The 20,562-nt window shown below is 55.2% G+C and carries 20 protein-coding genes, 1 tRNA gene and 1 riboswitch; of the genes, 8 read left to right on the plus strand and 13 right to left on the minus strand.

Annotation, left to right across the window (positions count from 1 at the left end):
* Positions 1-124 precede the first annotated feature (124 nt).
* Together ahpC and ahpF are read left to right on the plus strand one after the other, a co-directional pair.
* The gene (ahpC, locus tag WFP70_RS00245) at positions 125-688 is read left to right on the plus strand and encodes an alkyl hydroperoxide reductase subunit C (protein ID WP_034824884.1); all 564 of its coding nucleotides are present in this window, start codon (positions 125-127) and stop codon (positions 686-688) included.
* A 70-nt stretch (positions 689-758) separates the two neighbouring features.
* Positions 759-2,327: an alkyl hydroperoxide reductase subunit F gene (gene ahpF, locus WFP70_RS00250; RefSeq protein WP_097116623.1), complete on the plus strand. Its 1,569-nt coding sequence runs from the start codon at positions 759-761 to the stop codon at positions 2,325-2,327.
* 66 nt (positions 2,328-2,393) lie between these two features.
* On the opposite strand, the gene WFP70_RS00255 is transcribed toward ahpF, so the two are convergent.
* Complete coding sequence (locus WFP70_RS00255; RefSeq protein WP_337022299.1) at positions 2,394-2,597, minus strand: hypothetical protein; 204 nt, start codon at positions 2,595-2,597, stop codon at positions 2,394-2,396.
* A 324-nt stretch (positions 2,598-2,921) separates the two neighbouring features.
* A riboswitch (TPP riboswitch) is annotated at positions 2,922-3,017 on the plus strand.
* A 33-nt stretch (positions 3,018-3,050) separates the two neighbouring features.
* On the opposite strand from WFP70_RS00255, the gene thiM reads away from it, so the two are divergent.
* The 3 genes from thiM to fbaB all read left to right on the plus strand — a co-directional run bounded on the left by thiM (position 3,051) and on the right by fbaB (position 5,893).
* Positions 3,051-3,836, plus strand: coding sequence for a hydroxyethylthiazole kinase (gene thiM, locus WFP70_RS00260; RefSeq protein ID WP_337022300.1), 786 nt, complete (start codon positions 3,051-3,053; stop codon positions 3,834-3,836).
* Positions 3,833-4,633 (plus strand): bifunctional hydroxymethylpyrimidine kinase/phosphomethylpyrimidine kinase, encoded by an 801-nt coding sequence (gene thiD, locus WFP70_RS00265; protein ID WP_038645887.1) that lies wholly within the window; start codon positions 3,833-3,835, stop codon positions 4,631-4,633. Before thiM ends, thiD begins: the two co-directional genes overlap by 4 nt.
* Positions 4,634-4,840: 207 nt before the next feature.
* On the plus strand, positions 4,841-5,893 hold the full coding sequence (fbaB, locus tag WFP70_RS00270; protein ID WP_337022301.1) for a class I fructose-bisphosphate aldolase: 1,053 nt from the start codon (positions 4,841-4,843) through the stop codon (positions 5,891-5,893).
* 213 nt (positions 5,894-6,106) lie between these two features.
* Here the strand turns inward: fbaB and WFP70_RS00275 are convergent, their stop codons facing one another.
* From WFP70_RS00275 to WFP70_RS00290, 4 genes are all read right to left on the minus strand, one after another.
* Positions 6,107-6,793, minus strand: a complete 687-nt coding sequence (locus WFP70_RS00275; RefSeq protein WP_034824871.1) for a GntR family transcriptional regulator — start codon at positions 6,791-6,793, stop codon at positions 6,107-6,109.
* A gap of 98 nt (positions 6,794-6,891) precedes the next feature.
* A complete protein-coding gene (locus WFP70_RS00280) occupies positions 6,892-8,352 on the minus strand; it encodes a mannitol dehydrogenase family protein (protein ID WP_337022302.1) in 1,461 nt (486 codons plus the stop codon).
* 52 nt (positions 8,353-8,404) lie between these two features.
* Positions 8,405-9,688 (minus strand): MFS transporter, encoded by a 1,284-nt coding sequence (locus WFP70_RS00285; RefSeq protein WP_160868018.1) that lies wholly within the window; start codon positions 9,686-9,688, stop codon positions 8,405-8,407.
* A 173-nt stretch (positions 9,689-9,861) separates the two neighbouring features.
* Entirely contained in the window at positions 9,862-10,872 is a 1,011-nt protein-coding gene (locus WFP70_RS00290) for a Zn-dependent oxidoreductase (protein WP_160868019.1), read from the minus strand.
* 233 nt (positions 10,873-11,105) lie between these two features.
* Here WFP70_RS00290 and WFP70_RS00295 point away from each other — a divergent pair, with 233 nt between their 5' ends.
* Together WFP70_RS00295 and WFP70_RS00300 are read left to right on the plus strand one after the other, a co-directional pair.
* Positions 11,106-11,363, plus strand: a complete 258-nt coding sequence (locus WFP70_RS00295) for an AbrB/MazE/SpoVT family DNA-binding domain-containing protein (RefSeq protein WP_166936165.1) — start codon at positions 11,106-11,108, stop codon at positions 11,361-11,363.
* Positions 11,364-11,696, plus strand: coding sequence for a type II toxin-antitoxin system PemK/MazF family toxin (locus tag WFP70_RS00300; protein WP_034824863.1), 333 nt, complete (start codon positions 11,364-11,366; stop codon positions 11,694-11,696). It abuts the gene before it with no gap.
* 53 nt (positions 11,697-11,749) lie between these two features.
* Here the strand turns inward: WFP70_RS00300 and WFP70_RS00305 are convergent.
* Positions 11,750-11,825, minus strand: a tRNA-Asn gene (locus WFP70_RS00305).
* 308 nt (positions 11,826-12,133) lie between these two features.
* Between WFP70_RS00305 and WFP70_RS00310 the strand changes: the two genes are divergently transcribed.
* A complete protein-coding gene (locus WFP70_RS00310) occupies positions 12,134-13,255 on the plus strand; it encodes a Gfo/Idh/MocA family protein (RefSeq protein WP_058961411.1) in 1,122 nt (373 codons plus the stop codon).
* Positions 13,256-13,706: 451 nt separating this feature from the next.
* Here WFP70_RS00310 and yegS read toward each other — a convergent pair whose 3' ends face one another.
* From yegS to vapB, 7 genes are all read right to left on the minus strand, one after another.
* Positions 13,707-14,606 (minus strand): lipid kinase YegS, encoded by a 900-nt coding sequence (yegS, locus tag WFP70_RS00315; protein ID WP_034824860.1) that lies wholly within the window; start codon positions 14,604-14,606, stop codon positions 13,707-13,709.
* Between the two features lie 232 nt (positions 14,607-14,838).
* Positions 14,839-16,206: a prephenate-dependent tRNA uridine(34) hydroxylase TrhP gene (gene trhP / locus WFP70_RS00320; protein ID WP_160833496.1), complete on the minus strand. Its 1,368-nt coding sequence runs from the start codon at positions 16,204-16,206 to the stop codon at positions 14,839-14,841.
* 139 nt (positions 16,207-16,345) lie between these two features.
* Positions 16,346-17,053, minus strand: coding sequence for a two-component system response regulator BaeR (gene baeR, locus WFP70_RS00325; protein WP_034824856.1), 708 nt, complete (start codon positions 17,051-17,053; stop codon positions 16,346-16,348).
* Between the two features lie 3 nt (positions 17,054-17,056).
* Complete coding sequence (gene baeS, locus WFP70_RS00330) at positions 17,057-18,448, minus strand: two-component system sensor histidine kinase BaeS (protein ID WP_097116632.1); 1,392 nt, start codon at positions 18,446-18,448, stop codon at positions 17,057-17,059.
* On the minus strand, positions 18,445-19,851 hold the full coding sequence (locus tag WFP70_RS00335) for an MFS transporter (protein WP_200569332.1): 1,407 nt from the start codon (positions 19,849-19,851) through the stop codon (positions 18,445-18,447). Before WFP70_RS00335 ends, baeS begins: the two co-directional genes overlap by 4 nt.
* Before the next feature lie 16 nt (positions 19,852-19,867).
* Entirely contained in the window at positions 19,868-20,266 is a 399-nt protein-coding gene (gene vapC / locus WFP70_RS00340; protein ID WP_034824847.1) for a type II toxin-antitoxin system tRNA(fMet)-specific endonuclease VapC, read from the minus strand.
* Complete coding sequence (gene vapB, locus WFP70_RS00345) at positions 20,266-20,499, minus strand: type II toxin-antitoxin system VapB family antitoxin (RefSeq protein ID WP_034824846.1); 234 nt, start codon at positions 20,497-20,499, stop codon at positions 20,266-20,268. Before vapB ends, vapC begins: the two co-directional genes overlap by 1 nt.
* Positions 20,500-20,562: the final 63 nt, after the last annotated feature.

Here is a 20,562-nt window from a genome sequence, read left to right on the forward strand (position 1 = left end):
AAGCCGCATGGAATCTGGCATCAGCACTTTGATAGCTTTTGATTATCTGATTGATAACGACTGCATATTAGAAGTTGGCCCGGAAAAACTGTAACTTGCATCACATCTTTTAACGGAGGTCACCATGTCCATCATTAATACCAAAATCAAACCATTCAAAAACGCAGCGTTCAAAAACGGCGAATTCATCGACGTAACCGAGAAAGACGTTGAAGGTAAATGGAGTGTATTCTTCTTCTACCCGGCTGACTTCACCTTCGTTTGCCCAACTGAGCTGGGTGACGTGGCAGACCATCACGAAGAACTGCAGAAACTGGGCGTAGACATCTACTCTGTTTCTACCGACACGCACTTTACCCACAAAGCCTGGCACGGTTCTTCCGAAACCATCGCAAAAATCAAATACGCGATGATCGGCGACCCAACTGGCGCACTGACCCGTAACTTCGAAATCATGCGCGAAGACGAAGGTCTGGCGGATCGCGGTACCTTCATTGTTGACCCACAGGGCATCATCCAGGCTATCGAAATCACCGCTGAAGGCATTGGCCGTGACGCATCTGACCTGATCCGCAAAATTAAAGCGGCTCAGTATGTGGCTTCTCACCCAGGTGAAGTTTGCCCAGCTAAATGGAAAGAAGGCGAAGCAACACTGGCTCCATCTCTGGACCTGGTTGGCAAAATCTAAGTCACACCCAGCCATTCGATCTTTCTCAATCGGGTGCTACGGCACCCGATTTTCTTGACAGGAACTCACTATGCTCGATACCAATTTAAAAACACAGCTCAAGGCTTACCTTGAGAAATTAAAGAAACCGGTTGAGTTGATTGCCACACTGGATGATGGCGCTAAATCTGCGGAGATTCGTTCTCTGCTAGCCGATATCGCGAGCTTGTCAGAAAAAGTCAGCTTCCGTGAAGAGAATGATCGTCCGGTTCGTAAACCCTCTTTCCTGATCACTAACCCAGGCAGCCAGAGCGGCCCACGCTTCGCCGGTTCGCCAATGGGGCACGAATTTACTTCACTGGTGCTGGCCCTGCTGCAGACCGGTGGACACCCTTCGAAAGAGTCGCAGAGCCTGCTGGAGCAAGTGGTTGCTCTGGACACCGACCTGCATTTCGAAACCTATTACTCGCTGTCGTGCCATAACTGTCCTGACGTGGTGCAGGCGCTGAACCTGATGGCGGTGCTGAACCCACGCATCAGCCACACCGCGATTGACGGCGGCATGTTCCAGAACGAAATCACCGAACGTAACGTGATGGGCGTTCCTGCGGTATTCCTGAACGGCAAAGAGTTCGGTCAGGGCCGTCTGAGTCTGGCGGAAATCGTCGGCAAAGTGGACACCAACGCTGAGAAACGTGCAGCAGAAGAGCTGAACAAGCGTGACGCCTATGAAGTGCTGATTGTCGGCAGCGGCCCAGCGGGCGCAGCGGCAGCGATTTACTCGGCACGTAAAGGTATCCGCACTGGCCTGATGGGCGAGCGTTTTGGTGGTCAGGTGCTCGACACCGTGGACATCGAAAACTACATCTCCGTACAGAAAACCGAAGGCGCGAAGTTGGCCGGTTCACTGCGTGCCCACGTCGATGATTACGATGTTGACGTCATCGACACCCAGAGCGCCATCAAGCTGATTCCTGCAGCGAAAGAGGGCGGTCTGCACGCGATTGAAACCGCTTCTGGCGCAGTCCTGAAATCACGCAGCATCATCATTGCCACTGGCGCACGCTGGCGCAACATGGGTGTGCCGGGTGAAGAGCAGTATCGCACCAAAGGCGTGACCTACTGCCCACACTGCGATGGCCCGCTGTTCAAAGGCAAGCGCACTGCAGTTATCGGCGGCGGTAACTCCGGCGTTGAAGCGGCTATCGACCTCGCGGGTCTGGTTGAGCACGTGACGCTGCTGGAATTCGCCAGCGAAATGCGCGCCGACAAAGTGCTGCAGGACAAACTGCGCAGCCTGAAAAACGTCGATGTGATTCTGAATGCGCAGACCACTGAAGTGAAAGGCGACGGCAGCAAAGTGACCGGGTTGAGCTACATCGACCGTAACAACCAGACCAGCCACGAGATCGCGCTGAGCGGCATCTTCGTGCAGATTGGTCTGTTGCCGAACACCACCTTCCTGGAAGGCGCGGTAGAACGTAACAAGATGGGCGAAATCATTATCGATGCCAAATGCGAAACCAGCCTGAAAGGCGTGTTCGCAGCGGGTGACTGCACCACGGTGCCGTACAAGCAGATCATCATCGCCAGCGGTGAAGGCGCGAAAGCCTCACTCAGCGCGTTCGATTACCTGATCCGCACCCAACCGGCTGAATAAGTTTTATTGCGATAGCCACGCAGCAGCCCCGTAACGGATGTTACGGGGCTTTTTTTTGCCTGTTTTTCATCCCAACCAACGGTGTGCTTCCGCATCGCTCACGTCGCGGTAATAAACTTTATGCAAACGTTCGCCGCAACTTTTACATCGAGCTTCAACATGGGTGGAAAAATAGTGGCGACCGGAAGGGCAAATAGCCCCTTTGCGCGAAATACGAATGTCGTGCCATTTATGGGCATGCGGAACAAAGCTTAATAATTTTGAGATCATTATCGATTCCGGAATTGGATAGGCTGTGACTCTGTTCAAGTCCGGAGGGGGATTAGGCCTTGCTACGCCTGGCAGGGCGTTGATGTGCATCAATGAATGCGAAGGCGCGTGTTGATTAGTCGATTTTTCAGTGATTAGAATAAATCTGGAAAATTCAGAAGAGAGTTAATTAATGATGATAATTGATCGAGATGGATCTTTTTAAAATTTAGCCTGTCGAATTATTTTAACTATTTTGACTGAGTGCCGTTATCAGCATCCTTCAAACGACCACGATTTACAATCCTTCACGCTCGCCTTATCCTGTGTGCGGCATGTTCACCATGCCATGACTCGGGGTGCCCCTGTAAAACAGGGCTGAGATACACCCGCTGACCTGATCTGGATAATGCCAGCGTAGGGAAGTCAGATGCCTGACCGCATTCGCCTTCTTGATCGCCGGTTGGGAGTTTTATGACACAGCCTGACCTTCTTACCTCCGCGCAACTCGCGCAATCCCTGCAGCTGCTGCGTCAGCAGGCACCGCTGGTGCACTGCATGACCAATGATGTGGTGCAAACCTTTACCGCCAATGTGCTGCTGGCTTTGCAAGCCTCTCCCGCGATGGTGATCGATGCCGAAGAAGCCGCGCAGTTCGTGAGTTTTGCCGATGCGCTGCTGATCAACGTCGGGACCTTAACTCGCGACCGTCGCGATGCGATGCTGGCGGCGGTGCAGTCCGCCTCTAAAGTCGGTACGCCCTGGACGCTCGATCCGGTGGCCGTGGGTGCACTCTCATTCCGTACCGAATTCTGCCAGCAGCTGTTGAGCCTGCATCCCGCCGCGATTCGTGGCAACGCCTCGGAAATCCTCGCGCTGGCTAACCAGGCTGCGGGCGGACGCGGCGTGGACAGCGTGCATCAGGCTGATACCGCATTGAGCGCCGCGCAACAACTGGCACAGGATTACCACACGCTGGTGGCGGTCACCGGCGAAGTGGATTACGTTACCGATGGCAAACGCACGCTGGCCATTCCAGGCGGCAGCCCGCTGATGACGCGCGTGGTCGGCACCGGCTGCGCGCTTTCCGCCGTGGTCGCGGCCTTCAGCAGCTTGCCGGGCGACCGCTTGCAGCATGTGGCGGCGGCATGTCGCGTGATGTCACTGGCGGGTGAGCAGGCGGCACGTGCTGTTCAGGGGCCAGGCAGCTTTGTTGCGGCTTTCCTCGATAACCTCTGGACGCTGGAGGTTGCCATATGAAACGCATCAACGCGTTGACCATTGCAGGCACTGACCCGAGCGGTGGCGCGGGCATTCAGGCCGATCTCAAAGCCTTCTCCGCGCTGGGTGCGTATGGCACCAGTGTGATTACCGCGCTGGTGGCGCAGAACACCTGCGGCGTGCAGTCGGTGTATCGCATTGAACCCGATTTCGTGGGCGCGCAACTGGATTCGGTGCTGGACGATGTGCGTATCGATGCCGCCAAAATCGGCATGCTGTCGGAAACCGCGATTGTTGAAGTGGTGGCCGAGCGGCTGAAACGCGCCAGCCTGCCGTTTGTGGTGCTGGATACGGTGATGATTGCCAAGAGTGGCGATCCGCTGCTGTCGCCGGATGCAGTGGCCAGCGTGCGTGAACTGCTGCTGCCACAGGTGTCGTTGATCACCCCCAATTTGCCGGAAGCGGCTGCGCTATTGGGGCGTGACATGGCGCAGGATGAGAAAACCATGCTGATGCAGGGCGATGCGCTACTGGATCTCGGTTGTGAAGCCGTATTGATGAAGGGCGGTCATCTTAGCGATGCTGAGAGCCCGGACTGGCTAATCACCCGCGCGGGCCGTCAGCGTTTTACCGCACCGCGCGTCAATACGCGCCATACCCACGGCACCGGTTGTTCGCTGTCCGCCGCTTTAGCGGCGCTGCGTCCACGCCACGATAACTGGGCGGATACGGTGACCGAAGCCAAAGCCTGGTTGCAGCAAGCCTTGCTGCACGCGGACTCGCTGGAAGTCGGCAAGGGCATTGGTCCGGTGCACCATTTCCATCAATGGTGGTAGGGCTCTAAAACGGCCATTAAGGTGTGCCATTGCGTTGCAGGATTCAATCTGAAGGCCGCCCATGGCAAGGTGGCAGAATTTTTTTACTGCGTATCCGTCTGAAAAATGGAGTCAGCAATTTGCCAGCCTGGCGCTTTTCGGTCCAGGCTGTTGGGGGCGAATCGGCCATTGCCGGTTCCATTCCAGCCATTTATTTCAGGAGCCAACATGACGGACATCGTACAGTTATTGGGCAAAGAAGCGGATTCACTTCTTCAACATCGCTGCATGACCATTCCAGCGGACAGCCTTTATTTACCGGGCGCGGATTTCGTCGATCGTGTGATGATCGACAACAATCGTTCTCCTGCCGTATTACGCAATATGCAAACCCTGTATAACACCGGTCGTTTGGCGGGCACCGGCTATCTGTCGATTCTGCCGGTCGATCAGGGCGTTGAGCACTCAGCGGGCGCCTCTTTTGCCGCCAACCCGGCTTACTTCGATCCGAAGAACATTGTTGAGCTGGCGATTGAAGCAGGCTGTAACTGCGTGGCATCCACCTATGGCGTGCTGGCCTCGGTATCACGCCGTTATGCGCACCGTATTCCGTTTATGGTGAAACTCAACCACAACGAAACCCTGAGCTATCCCACCCAATACGATCAAACGCTGTATGCCAGCGTTGAGCAGGCATTCAACCTGGGGGCGATTGCGGTGGGCGCGACCATCTATTTTGGTTCTGAGCAGTCACGCCGCCAGATTGAAGAGATCTCGGCTGCTTTCGAGCGTGCGCATGAGCTGGGTATGGTTACCGTGCTGTGGGCCTATCTGCGCAATGATGGCTTCAAGAAAGACGGCGTGGATTACCATGCCAGCGCTGATTTAACCGGTCAGGCTAACCATCTTGCGGCGACCATTGGCGCAGACATCGTCAAGCAGAAGATGGCCGAGAACAACGGCGGCTACAAGGCGGTGAAATTCGGTCACACCGATGAGCGCGTCTACAGCAAGCTGACCACGGAGAACCCGATCGATCTGGTGCGCTACCAACTAGCGAACTGCTATATGGGCCGTGCGGGATTGATTAACTCAGGTGGAGCGTCTGCAGGGGACACCGACATTGCTGAGTCGGTGCGTACTGCGGTGATCAACAAACGTGCGGGCGGGATGGGGCTGATCCTGGGCCGTAAGGCGTTTAAGAAGTCGCTGAAAGAGGGCGTACAGCTGATTAATGCGGTGCAGGATGTTTATCTGGCGAAAGACGTCACATTTGCGTAATTGATTGCCCAAATCCCTTCCCGCAAGCGGGAGGGGAATCGGTCAGCGGAGTAATGATTGGGGATTGATCGAGAGCATGGGGACGAAATCTTATCTGCAAAGCTCTCTATTGAGCGGCAACACGCGCTTCACTCGCCCGCCAATCGCACTTTGCTTGGGTCTCCCCCTTTATATGGGAGAGGACCAGGTTGAGGGCATCTAATCGCAGACAATCTAAGGCGCTTCAAACCATTCGCTATTACGCTCAGCAATCGGCGTGATGGTTAAAATCATCTCCTGCAGATGACGACGCATCGCCGCTTCTGCCGCCTCAACATCCTGCGCTTTTAACGCCTGGTAGATGTTTTCATGCTGCTGAATCAGGCTTTCCGGTGGCGACACTTCACTCAGGGTCAGGAAGCGCACGCGGTCCATGGTGGCTTTAATGTTCTCCACCGTTTCCCACGCCAGCAGGCAGTTAATCCCTTCGGCAATCAGGCGGTGAAACTCATCGTCCAGCGCTAAGAATGCCTGGCTGTCGTGACGTTCTGCCGCCAGGCGCTGCAACTGAAGATTGTGCTCCAGCGCCATCAAGCCTTCGGGCGTGATCTCCTGTGCCGCGCGTCGCACCACGGCAATCTCCACCGCTTCACGGATAAAACGGCCGTCGGCCACACGCTGGGCGGAAATTTTACGCACGAAAGTGCCGCGCTGCGGCAGCACCTGCACCAGGCCCGCTTCCGCCAGTTTGATAAAGGCTTCGCGGACTGGCTGGCGCGACACATTAAAGCGCGCGGACACTTCTTTTTCCGACAGCAACGAGCCGGGATGAATGGCGCAGGTCACGATATCTTTGCGCAGATAACGATAGATCTGCTGATTTACGGGTTCGCTGGTGGTAATGGTATAGGCAATCGACATGCAGCAATATCCGTATTACGGCTGGCCTACGCCAGCCCGATGAGAAAGGTTCAGTCTAATCAGCACGCTGCATCTGCGCTACACATTTGTGAAGGCACTTATGCCTGTGTCACAAGGGCTTGTACCGTGGCGCGTGCACCTTGGGTATTAAGCTGGTTATACAACTCGGTGAGGCGTGAGACAAAGGCGGTCTGATAACGTAAATCATCGCCAAATACCGCTTGTATCCGCAGTAAGGCTTCGACGCGCTGTGCACCCTCATCACTGTGCGCAACGATACTCGCCAATTGTTCTTTCATTGGATCGCGAATCTCAATCGCCTGACCTTGCTCATCGACACCGCTCACGTAACGCATCCAGCCCGCCACACCCAGCAGCAGATAGTCACACGAGGTGCCGTTACGCAGATGCCAGCGCACGCTGTCCAGCAAACGCTGTGGCAACTTCTGCGTGCCATCGGTGGCAATTTGATAAGTGCGATGCTTGATGGCGCGGTTTTCGTAGCGAGCGATCAGCGAGTCGGCATAGGCGGTGAGATCCACGCCCTGAGTACGCAGCGTCGGGGCCTGATCCTGTAACATCAGCGCGCGTGCCGCTGTGCGGAAGTGGCTATCGGCCATGCAATCGCTGATGTGTTCGTATCCGGCGAGGAAGCCGAGATAGGCGAGGAACGAGTGGCTGCCGTTCAGCATGCGCAACTTCATCTCTTCAAACGGCAATACATCACTGACCAGCTCAGCACCGGCATTTTCCCACGCCGGGCGGCCATTGACGAAGTTATCTTCAATCACCCACTGGAAGAAAGGCTCGGCTTCTACCGCCACCGGATCGCTGCTGCCTAAGCGTGCTTCCAGCGCATCAAATGCCGCATCTGTCATGGCGGGAACGATGCGATCCACCATGGTGGAAGGGAAGGTAATGTGCGTTTGAATGTACTCTGCCAGTTCGTGGCTATGGCGTTCTGCCAGCTGGGTGACGACGTTGCGCGTGACGTGACCGTTCTCTGGCATGTTGTCGCAGGACATCACGCTGAATGGCGTTAATCCACGCTCGCGACGACGCATAATCGCCGCCAGAATCAGGCCCGGCAGCGAACGCGGCTGCGTGGGGTTTTCCAGGTCATGCACGATATCAGGATGATCCGGATTGAGCTTGCCGCTGGAAGGCATGTAGCAATAGCCTTTCTCGGTCACCGTCATCGAGACAATCGCCACATCCGGCTGGCTCATCGCCTCAATTACCGCATCAATGCCGTCGCCTTTGCCATGCAGCGCTTGCGTCACCACGCCAATCACGCGGGTGTGCAGGCTGCTATCGGCCATTTCGGTGAGGGTATAAAGCAGGTCTTGCTGACGCAGCGCCTGAATCAATGCGCCGCTGTTGAGGTTCACTTCGCAGTAGCCCCAGTCGCTACCTTCCGTTGCCAGTTTATCGGTCGCGAGCGCCTGATGGGCGCGGTGAAAAGCACCAAAGCCAATATGTACCATGCGGGTTTTTAACTGGCTGCGGTCGTAAGCGGGACGTTGGACGTCGGCGGGGAGGCGATCAAGCTCTAACATGCGTTTTCCTTTTAGCAAATGGGGCGCTGAGCGCCCCATTATGGTCAATCTGTTATGCGGACACCGGTTTATCTACGGTCTTTGGGCTGCGAATCACAAACAGCACCAGCATCGCACCAATCCCGGCGACACAGCCCGCCAGAATAAAGGCGCTGTCGAATTTACCGGTGTGCTGCACGATATAGCCCGTGACAATCGGTCCAACAATCCCGGACAGGCTACCAATCAGATGGATAAAGCCACTGATGCTGCCGACACGGCTTTTGTGCACCACATCCTGAATAATCGCCCAGTAAATCGCACCGGTGATGTAGAGGAAGAAGATGGAGATCGACATCATGATCACCGCGGAATTCACCTCTTTAATCGTTCCCGCCAGTGCTACACAGATGGCGGCAGCCAGCAGCGAGACCACCAGAACAATTTTGCGCGACAGCAGCAACTTGCCGGTGATGTTGAAAATCTTATCCGAGATCCAACCGCCCAACGCCAGGCCGACGAAGCCGACAATCCACGGGATCATGGTGGTGATACTCATGGATTTAATATCCAGGCCGTGCGCCTGCACCAGATAAGCCGGGAACCAGCTCAGGAAGAAGAACAGAATATAGTTGTAGCAGAAGAAGGCAAAAGCGGTGACCAGAATAATCGGCTGACGCAGGTAGTAACCCATACCGTGTGCTTTACCGGTCGGGTCGATGACATCAGCCGGTTCTTCTGCTTTCAGTTTCTCGACCAGCGCGCGCTCTTCTTCAGAGACTTTTTTGCTGCGCGCCGGGTTATCAGCGGCGAAGAAGAACCACAAACCCATCCACACCAGGCCAATCACACAGATCACCACGAACGCTGGACGCCAGCCAAATGACAACGCCAGATAACCCACAATCGGGCCTGCCACCGCGCCACCCAGCGGCGAACCGGCGCTGAGTAAGCCCATTGCGGTAGCAGCCTGTTTTTTCGGGAACCAGCCGTTAATCGCTTTGTTGGCAGAAGCGCAAATCGGGCCTTCTGCCATGCCGAAGAGCACACGCAGAATCATCATCGACCAGAAGCCAGTTGCCAGCGCGGTCATGCCGCAGAACAGCGACCACATACCGACGGCGGTGCCGAGCACGATAGTCGGGCCGAATTTATCGGTCGCCAGGCCACCGATAAAGTTAAACAGCGCGTAGCCAAAGAAGAAGCTACCGAAAATCATGCCGAACTGTTCGGCGTTGATCATCAGGTCTTTTTCTACCAGCGGTACAGTCAGAGAAAGGGCAATACGATCGAGGTAGTTGATCATATAAACCAGGAACAACAGCAGTACGAGGGTCCAGCGTAGATTCTTTAACATAGAAACTCCGTTTCCCCATCATGCTTCAATCTGTTTCTGTGTGGCCTGTTTAATCTCATCCCCTTCGGGGATTGAATCACTTGCCGCTTTGATACAGCCTGAAGCATTGAGAGGATTATTATATTGGCCGGCGGGTACGCACCGGATTAAGGACACCTGGTGTGAAGATTAACTTAACCCATGTGCAGAATCACTTTGCAGCAGGTGCGCGGATCTTTTTCGAACAGCGTCATCGCTTTTTCAATCTCGGCCAGCGGGAAATAGTGGGTGACTAATTTCTCTGGCTGAATCTGACCTTTCTCCATCCACTCAATCACCTGCGGGAAGCGATTGCTGTTCAGGCGCGAGGTAAACAGTGATAACTCTTTGCTGGTTAACGCCTGCTGCGTGATGCTGCAAGGCTCACCGGAGAAGCCGAGCAGACCAATACGCGCCGCCGGAGAGGCGAGGGCAGCGGCTTCTGCCAGAATGGTCGGATGGCAGGCGGCATCGATGATCAATGTTGGCTGCACGCCTTCCAGCTGTGCGGCCAGCGGAATCTCACTGTTGTTGAACACCTGATCAGCGCCATTTTCCTGCGCCAGCGCCAGACGTTCCGGCAGACGATCCACCACCAGCACTTTTTCCACGCCGTAGACGCCTTTCAGCACCTGAATGGCGGTTAAGCCCATTGGGCCTGCGCCGTAAATCAGCGCCACGTCATTAGCCTGCGGTTTGAGGAAGGCGGTGATGTTCGCCGCGATGGTGAACGGTTCCACCAGGCTGGCGAGTTTGTCCGGAATAGAAGCGGGCAGAGTAAAAGCGTTTTTCGCCGGTGCCACCGCAAATTCGCTGAAACCACCGTCACGGTGCACACCGATCACCTGCAGTTCTTTGCAGACGTTTGGGCGACCGATGGAGCAGGGATAGCAGTGTCCGCAGCTGACGACCGGATCCACCGCCACACGCTCGCCGATACGCGCAGCATCCACGCCTTCACCCACCGCATCGATCAAGCCAAAGAATTCGTGGCCAATCACGCGCGGGTATTTGGCGAATGGGTTGTGGCCGTGCCAGATGTGCACATCTGAACCGCAGATACTGGCAAACTGCACTTTGACGCGCACTTCGCCTGCGGCTGGTTCAGGCAATGCGCGTTCTGCCACTACCAGTTCACCCGGTTGTTCAATTACGACACTTTTCATCATCTACTCCTTGCCAGATACACACTTAATCGGTGGATTTGGCAGCAACGGGAATGCAATGAATGAAAAATACGCTTGCTAATACTACCATACAAGTCGGCGTTAAAGAGTTGTGAAGAGAGTCACATAGTGCAGGGAGATGTGACGAAAGGGAAATCACCATGAATCTGATGAATAATTGTGCACAGCCTGTCATGGATGTTATATTAAAATATAATATTAGGAGGTGCTCTATGTATACCACTCGCCTGAAAAAGGTCGGCGGATCCATCATGTTGGCGGTTCCTCCCGCCGTGCTCAAAACGCTGGAGCTGTCGACGGACAGTGAAGTCGGCATGACCATTAATAATGGCTGCCTGATTATTGAACCCCAGAAACGGCCTCATTATTCTCTTGAGGAGCTGCTGGCGCAGTGCGATCCGCACGCCGAAATCAGCGAAGAAGATCGGGAATGGATTGATACTCCTGCGGTGGGCAAGGAGATCCTGTAGATGGACAGAGGGGAAATCTGGCTCGTTTCACTGGACCCGATTGCAGGCCACGAGCAAAGCGGAAAACGTCCGGTGCTTATCGTATCGAAGGCATCGTTTAACAAGCTGACCCGGTTACCCGTTGTTGTTCCCATTACCAGCGGCGGAAACTTTGCTCGCACGGCAGGTTTCACTGTTTCACTGGAATGGGCAGGAACAAAAACGATGGGCGTGATTCGCTGCGACCAGCCCAGAACCATTGATATGGCTGCCCGGAACGGCAAGCGGCTGGAACGCATACCAGACGCTGTGGTGAATGAAGTGCTTGCCAGGCTGGATGCTATTTTGAGTTAACGGCAGGACCCAGAAAAGCAAAAAGCCTGCTTCAAAAGCAGGCTTTTCAAATTTGGCTCCTCTGACTGGACTCGAACCAGTGACATACGGATTAACAGTCCGCCGTTCTACCGACTGAACTACAGAGGAATCGTTTGGAACGGGGCGCATAGTAACGAGCAGGCTCTGGGTTGTCAAAGGCCTTTTCTACATTTTTAACTGACTGCTGAATAAAGCGTCAATTTTGCGATTCTCTCGGCCATAGCACGCTGAATCACCCTCCATAACAGGATGATTTGTGATGCAAGTCACTAATGTTATGCAAAATTACATTCTGATTTGTCGATTTTGTCAGATACCTCGCATGTATGATCACAGATATTTCATTTCGCCGTTGTGGCGGCCAAAAGCGAAACATATATTCCAGATCAATTCCCACCCACAACTCCAGGTGCAGCATGAACAAAGTCAGAATCGGAATGATCGGCAGTGGTTACATTGGTCGTTGTCACGCGATTGCTTACGCGCAGGCTCCCACTGTTTTTGCGCTGAAAGGCGAAATCGTGCGTGAAATGCTGGCAGAGGTGAATCCAGAGCTGGCCGCGAAACAGGCGGCAACCTTTGGCTTTGCCCGTTCAACCGGCGACTGGCACGAGCTGGTGCGCGATCCCAATATTGATGTGGTCGACATCTGTGCCCCGAACTTCCTGCACAAAGAGATGGCGCTGGAAGCGATCCGCAACGGCAAACACGTTTATTCCGAGAAGCCGCTTTCGTTGTCTGTGGCCGATGCAGAAGAGATGGTGCAGGCCGCGCAGCAGGCAGGCGTCAAAACGCTGGTGGGCTTCAACTACATGAAAAACCCGACCAGCCAACTGGCGCGTGAAATCATTGCGCGTGGTGAAATTGGTGAAGTGATTCATTTTTACGGCACCCACAACGAAGATTATCTGGCACGTCCGGAAACCCCGCTCGACTGGCACTGTCAGAAAGCGCTGGCCGGTTTAGGTGCGCTGGGCGATTTGGCGGCGCATATCGTTAACATGGCGCACTATCTGGTGGGCGACATCGAAGAAGTCAGCGGCGATATGATGACGGTGATTAAACAGCGGCCCGATCCCAAAGACCCTTCACGTCTGCTGCCGGTAGAGAACGAAGATCAGGCCAGCGCGCTGCTGCGCTTTAAAAACGGTGCGCACGGCGTTTTTGAAACCTCGCGCATCGCCTGTGGCAGCAAAATGGGCCTCACCTACGTGGTCACCGGCACCAAAGGCACGCTACGCTACACCCAGGAGCGCATGGCCGAGCTGGAGCTGTATATCCATGATGAGCCCGCTGGACGTCAGGGCTTCAAAACCATTCTGACTGGCCCGGCCCATCCGGATTACGCCAACTTCTGCGTATCAGCGGGTCACGGTATCGGCTTTAACGACCAGAAAACCGTCGAGATTCGTGATTTGATCAACGGCATCGCGGCAGGTGATCGTATGTGGCCAGATTTTGCCGAGGGCTTGCAGGTGCAGAAAGTACTGGAAGCGGTGGCGGTGTCCGCCGTCGAGCGTCGTTGGATGAAAGTGTAAAGGCCTTCTTAACAGTACGCATTCAAGCTATTGGGCAGGCTAGGGCAGCTTCTGAGCCGGTAGTGAATATTGCTAGAGAGTGATTCTGGCAGCAGCTAAAGTTAGCCAATGAGCGCAATGTCTAACAGGCAGCACCTCTGACAGCACGCATTAAAGCTAATGAGCAGGCTGGGGTCGCTTTGGGGCTGGCATTTCGCAGCGCTGAACGGAATGAGGAAGCCAGCATGGATGCTGGCGAAAGGCGCAGCCGGAACAGGGATGTTCCGTCTGCGCCGGTCCGTCCGGCTGACGAGTGAAGTGAAGGCACCGCGTCAGCGGCGCGAGGACCGCCAGCCCCAAACCGACCCCAGACTGCGTTATCACCTGCGACGTGGTCAGCCTAGTCCATCAGCGTCATCAGCTGCAACCTGGCCCCCCAGACTGCATTTCACCCGCCTCTAACCGACTAACATCACGCCAGCAGCGGGCACTGCGGCGGCAGACGGCAGCTCAGCGCGCCGGGCATCACCTCAATTTCAAATTCGCTACCGGTCAGCGGTTCGCCATCCAGATTGAACGTCATCTCGTGCGGTGAGCGAATGCTCAGCGACTGCAGCTGCGCCGAGACAATATTCGGATTCTCATCATTACGCGTCAGTGAATGCAGCAAGGTCGGCAACAACTCCTGCGCGGTGACGATGCTCAGATTCAGCTGCCCATCATTGATCAACGCATCCGGACACAGCTTCTGTCCGCCACCCGCCTGACGACCATTACCAATGCCGATCACCAGTGCATCACCTTGCCACTCAAATCCCGGACCGCTGATCTCACAGCTATCCGGCTTCAGCGCATCCACTCGCATCAAACCATGAATAAAATAGGACACGCCGCCTAAAGCCGATTTCAATTTCTCCGGCGTCTCCGTGGTAATACGCGTGCCAAAGCCGCCGGTCGCCATATTGATAAAGTAGCGATCGCCATTCACGCGCGCCAAATCAATCGCGCTGGCTTTACCCAACACCGCCAGACGCAGCGCCGGTTCCATCTCCTCTGGAATCCCCACGCTGGTGGCGAAATCATTGGCCGTGCCAAGCGGCAGAATACCCAGTGCTGGACGCTGCTCTGCAGGCACTGCCGCCAGCGCCGTGGCGATTTCATTGATGGTGCCATCGCCGCCGCCCGCTACCACGGTTTCAGCCTGCAACGCCACCGCTTCCTGCACGTAACGGTCACCGTCGCCCTTTTCCCAGGTCACGCGTACCGCCAGATTAAAACCTTCATCGCGCAGCGTATTCACCGCCGCACGCAAATCTTCATTGCCCGCGCCTTTCCCATTGAGGATCAGCAGCGTCAGTGGTTTATTTTGCATAATCAGTTCCTTGAGGCGAAATACGATGCAGAGGTTATAGCATAGCTGGGCGAGGAACTTTATCGGCGGGCGATGAAAAAAAGAAAACCCGCACGGGGGAGCCGGGCGGGTGAATGAGGTGGTTCCTGGTACTACCTGCTGTTTATTGTTACTCGTTAGCAGCAGGCTGGATTCTAAAGCGAGGCGCAGCGGCGGTCTGTGATCCTGTTCTAACTTCGCGCCTTTCTTTTCATTATGTGCGCTTTTTTCCGTGCGGATCGTAGGTGCTGTTGCCGTCAGTGAAATTTCGCATTAGCAAAGCAAAGGCCAGATCCACCGATTCCGGCACCGGGATCCACACCTTATGTCCATCTCCCGGCGCGACATCTACCGCTGCACCTTTATCATTCTGCATCGATTCCAGCGTACAGTTCAGATTGCCCTGCGGCGTCATGATCTCCACAGAATCGCCGAGCAAAAACTTATTCTTCACGGCAATTTGCGCCCAGTCGCCGCGACGTTCACCGGTAAACTCTCCCACAAACTGCTGGCGATCGGATACCGAAAAACCCTGTTCATAGTTCTGATAACTGTCATGCGTATGACGACGCAGGAAACCTTCCGTATAGCCACGATGCGCCAAACCTTCCAGCGTCTCCAGCAGCGCCGGATCGAACGGCTTGCCCGCTGCCGCATCATCAATAGCACGACGATAAACCTGCGCGGTGCGAGCACAGTAATAGAACGATTTGGTACGGCCTTCAATTTTCAATGAATGCACGCCCATCTGGCTCAGGCGCTCGACGTGGGCCACCGCGCGTAAATCTTTCGAGTTCATGATGTAAGTGCCGTGCTCATCTTCAAAGGCACTCATCACTTCGCCGGGCTTCATCTTCTCTTCTAACAAGAATACACGGTCGGTCGTCGCGCCAACGCCCAGCGTGGGCTCCTGCACCTCAACCGGCTGGTGGAAGCCGACAATATTGCCCACCTCATCCTGTTTGCCTTCTTCCACTTTGTATTCCCAGCGGCAGGCGTTAGTGCAGGTTCCCTGATTAGGATCGCGCTTATTGAGATAACCGGAAAGCAGACAGCGCCCGGAGTAGGCCATGCACAGTGCGCCGTGTACGAAGATCTCAATCTCCATTTCTGGCACCTGCTGGCGAATCTCAGCAATCTCATCCAGCGACAGCTCGCGCGACAGAATCACGCGGGTCAGCCCCATCTGCTGCCAGAACTTCACCGTCGCCCAGTTCACCGCATTGGCCTGCACCGATAGATGAATCGGCATCTCCGGAAAAGCTTCACGCACCAGCATAATCAGGCCGGGATCGGACATGATTAGCGCATCGGGCTGCATCTCCACCACCGGCGTCAGGTCGCGGATAAAGGTTTTCAGCTTGGCGTTATGCGGCGCGATATTCACTACTACGTAGAATTTCTTGCCCAGTTGGTGCGCTTCTTCAATGCCCTTGGCCAGCACTTCGTGGGTGAATTCATTATTACGCACGCGCAGGCTGTAGCGCGGTTGACCGGCATACACCGCGTCTGCGCCATAGGCAAAGGCATAGCGCATATTCTTCAGCGATCCCGCTGGAGAAAGGAGTTCGGGTTTAAACATGGAGGGAATTCTCACTGATGTCAGGTCAGCATGCCATCGGCGATGGCAGGTGCATGAGCCGCATCAAACGGCCCTGCAAAAGGTGGGGAATTGTAGGCAGGGCCGCCGCTGAAGTAAATTGATCTACATCAAGCGAGCGCTACATCAGGCGACAGACGTCCGCTTCCCAGCGATAGCCCATGCCGTACACCGCGCGAATAAACGGCTGCTCCGCATCGAGGTTTTCCAGTTTACGACGCAGGTTCTTGATATGGCTGTCGATAGTACGGTCGGTAACCACGCGATAGTCGTCATAAAGATGGTTCAGCAACTGTTCGCGCGAGAACACTTTACCTGGCTCCAGCGCCAGAGTTTTCAACAGGCGGAATTCAGCAGGCGTCAGCTCCAGTTGCTGTTCGCGCCAGCTGGCCTGAAAACGTCCTTCATCAATCAGCAGATGCGAGGCGAGTTGCGCCTCTTCCGGCGAACGTTTCACGCGGCGCAGAATAGTTTTCACGCGCGCCACCACCTCACGCGGGCTGAACGGTTTGCAGATGTAATCATCCGCGCCGATTTCCAGCCCCAGCAAACGGTCGATCTCCTCGGTGCGCGCGGTGACCATAATGATCGGCAGCTCGGAGAAACGGCGGATTTCACGACACAGCGTTAAGCCATCGCGACCCGGCAGCATCAAATCCAGCAGCATCAAATCCGGCGGTGAGTGCTGCACGTAGTTCAGCACATCATTGCCATCGGCAATATGGTGGGTGCGATAGTTGGACGCCTGCAGATAATCGATCATCAGCTGCGCCAGTTTCGGTTCGTCTTCAACAATAAGAATCAGGGGATCGTGATTATCCGGGCTCATAAGCTATTTCTGGTGAGGAACATACGGCAAGTTTAGCGCGATTTGCAGTCCACCTAAATCAGAGTGCTCCGCAGAAATGCTGCCGCTATGTGCTTCAACAATGTTTTTACAGATCGCCAGGCCCAATCCAGAGCCGCCGCTGGCGCGATTGCGTGAACTTTCAGCCCGGAAAAAACGCTCAAAAAGATGTGCCTGATGTTCAGCATCCACGCCGGGCGCGCTATCCGCAAAGCGTAACTGCCAGTAGTCACCGTGTTGCTGCAGGCTGACCCGTACTTCGCCACCGGCATCGGTATAACGCAGGCTATTCTCCAGCAGATTAGTGAACAACTGCATCAAACGATCCGGATCGCCAAAACTTTCCGCTTTGGTCGGCAGCGCAAGGGTGAGGGTTAAATCCCGGCTGCGATAGCGTTCGCCAAAGCTGCCTGCCACCACTTCCAGCAGATTCACCACATCCACCGGCTGTTTACGGTAGGCGAGGGCGCCCGCGTCAGACAGCGACAGCTGATGCAAATCATCCACCAGTTTAGTCAGCACCACCACTTCACTCTGCAGTGAGGTGATGGCTTCCGGCGTCAGCTTGCGCACACCATCCTGCATCGCTTCCAGCTCACCGCGCATGATTGCCAGCGGTGTGCGCAGCTCGTGGGAGATATCGGCCATAAAGGCGCGGCGGTTACTTTCGTTCTTCTCCAGCGAACTGGCGAGCTGGTTAAAGTCACGCGCCAGCTGACCGATTTCATCACTGCTGCCCACTTCCACGCGTGTGGAAAATTTGCCAGCGGCCAGTTCATGGGTGCCATCCACCAGCCGCTTCACCGGGGCCAATAAGCCGCGCGCCAGCAGCCAGGTGACCAGCGCCGCCAGCAGCGTGGTGAGGGTGACGATCATCCAGCTGGTGCGGCGCTGCTGCAGATCAAAGTTGATATCGGTGCTGCGCGTCAGTCGTTCAGCGGGCGAGGCGATCACCCAACCCACTACCTTGCCGGTGCTGGTGGTGATGTTGCGCCGCGTGCCTTCCGGCGGCACCGGTGAGTGTGGCCCGGACAGCACTTTATACTGCTGATCGATAATCCAGAATTGGGTGCGCCAGCCGTGCGGCGGCAACTGCGTACTGCTGCCGGGATTTTGCTCCATCGATCGCAGAATGGTGAAAATCAGGCGGTCGTTGTTCCGCAGGAAATCCCAGTTGCCGTGCTGCTCATACTGATCCGCCAGCGCATCGCTCAGCAGGGTTAAACGCTGTTCATTGCCTTTCTTGATGTAATCAACAAAGCCGTGCTCAAAGCTGAGGCGCACGCCCCAGTGCATGGTGATGATCACCAGCATGCAGGTGGAAAAAATCGCCACAAACAACTTGGCACCAATGCCGAGTTTCAACGGCTGCTTCATGCTTTTCTCCTGCCTCTGAGATCCACGTTCTTACTCACATCTTTGGGTACGCGCCAGAACACCAGTGCTGGCAACACAATCACCAGCGCCATGCACAGGTAGGTATAAATAAAGGTTTGATGCGCGGCAGCGCTGTTGGTCACGGCACCGTGGGCGAACGACCCCAGCAGCAAGCCTGCCACCGTGACGCCAATACTCATCGACAGCTGCATGATCATTGAGAGCAGGCTATTGCCGCTTGAAGCCAGATCATCCGGTAACTCTTTCAGCGTTAAGGTGTTCATTGAGGAGAAGCGGATGGCATTCACCATGCCTTGCAGCAGCAGGACCACTGGCAGCATCCACACCCATCCGAGCAGCGCCACTGCCGGAAACAGCAACACCACCAGCGCCAGTGCGATAGTCGCCCCGACCAGCGCATTGCGATAGCCAAACAGGTTAACGATGCGCACCACCACGCGTTTGGTGCCCATATTGCCCAGCACCATCGGAATCATCATTAAACCCGCGTGGAACGGGCTGTAGCCGAGGCCCACCTGCAAAAAGATCGGTGTCATAAAGGGCAGCATGCCGCTACCGATGCGTCCGGTGAAGCTGCCGAGCAGGCCAATCGAGTAGATGCGGTTGTCGAACAGCTTAAGGCTAAACAGCGCGTTGTCGTTGTTGCGGCCGTGCATCAGGTAAAACAGCAGGGAGAACACGCCGACCAGAATCAGTGCGCCGAGCAGCAGCGGGGAGCCGCCGGTGCTGCGCTGGCCGTCGAGCGCCAGCGTCAGGGTCGCCATGCCCACTGCCAGCAGCACGAAGCCGAGAAAATCAAAACGTTTGGTTTGCATGGTGTAATTCGGCATCAGCATCAGCGTAGCAATCGCGCCGATGATGCCGACCGGAATATTAATCAGGAAGATCCAGTGCCAGCTGGCGTACTGCACCAAAATCCCGCCCAGCGCCGGACCGAGCAGTGGACCGATTTGCCCCGGCGTGGTCACAAAGGTCATCGCCGACATGTACTGCTCGCGCGGCACAATTTTCATCACGGTCAAACGCCCGACCGGCACCATCATCGCCCCGCCGACGCCTTGCACCACGCGCGCCATCACCAGCTGATCGAGCGAGGTAGAGAAGGCGCACAGCAGCGAACCGATGCTGAACAGCACAATGGCGCAGAAGAAAATGTTACGCACGCCAAAGCGATCCGCCAGCCAGCCGCTGATCGGCAACGTCACGGCCACCGTCAGCACATACGACACGATCACCGAGTGCATGTTGAGTGGGCTGACGTTGAGATCGCGCGCCATCGAAGGGATGGCGGTGTTGACGATAGTGGTATCCAGCGCCTGCATAAAAAAGCCGAAGGCGACGATCCACAGCTGCCAGCGCACGGTGGCGTTTTGCGAGTTCATGAAGATTACCGTTATATTAAAGCCAGTTTTCGCTGATTAACCCGTTCACCCGTGAAAATTCGCGCAGGTTGTTGGTAATGAGTGTTAGCGCTTCACTCCGCGCGTGTGCAGCAATGTGTAAATCATTCAGACCGATGGGTGTGCCTTTCTTTTCCAGGTCAGCGCGAATCGAGCCGTATTGAAATGCTGCCCTTTGGTCGTAACTGAGTACGTCCAGACGGGAAATAAAGTCTTCAACAGTGCGTAGATTCCTTTCAGGAAAAGCACTTTTCTCCGCACCATGAACGAGTTCAGCAAGCGTAATCGATGAGATGACCATGCGCCCGACATTGGCATTAAAGCGTTCCAAAACCTCAATCGGGCGGCGTTTGATGACATAGATAACGATGTTGGTATCCAGCATATAGCGATGCATTAAAAATCTTCCCTGTCAGATTGCTCCTGTGACGCACGCTCATTCATAAAATCATCGCTTACGCTGGGGCCATCGAGGAAAAAGCTATCCCAGGCGTTTTCTATTGGTGTGAGAATGCGCTCTTTGCCAATCGCACGCACCGTGACATTTTTCACGTTGTCGGGAAAGCGCACGTCAGCAGGAATACGCACGTTTTGCGTACGATTATTGGTAAACACTGTACCTTGAGACATATAAACCTCCTTCATAGTGACTGGATAAAGTTTACTCGCTTTATGCTATGTAGCAAAGGTGTA

The organism is Pantoea sp. USMM079 (assembly GCF_037153115.1).
In the GTDB taxonomy this organism is placed as follows: domain Bacteria; phylum Pseudomonadota; class Gammaproteobacteria; order Enterobacterales; family Enterobacteriaceae; genus Pantoea; species Pantoea communis.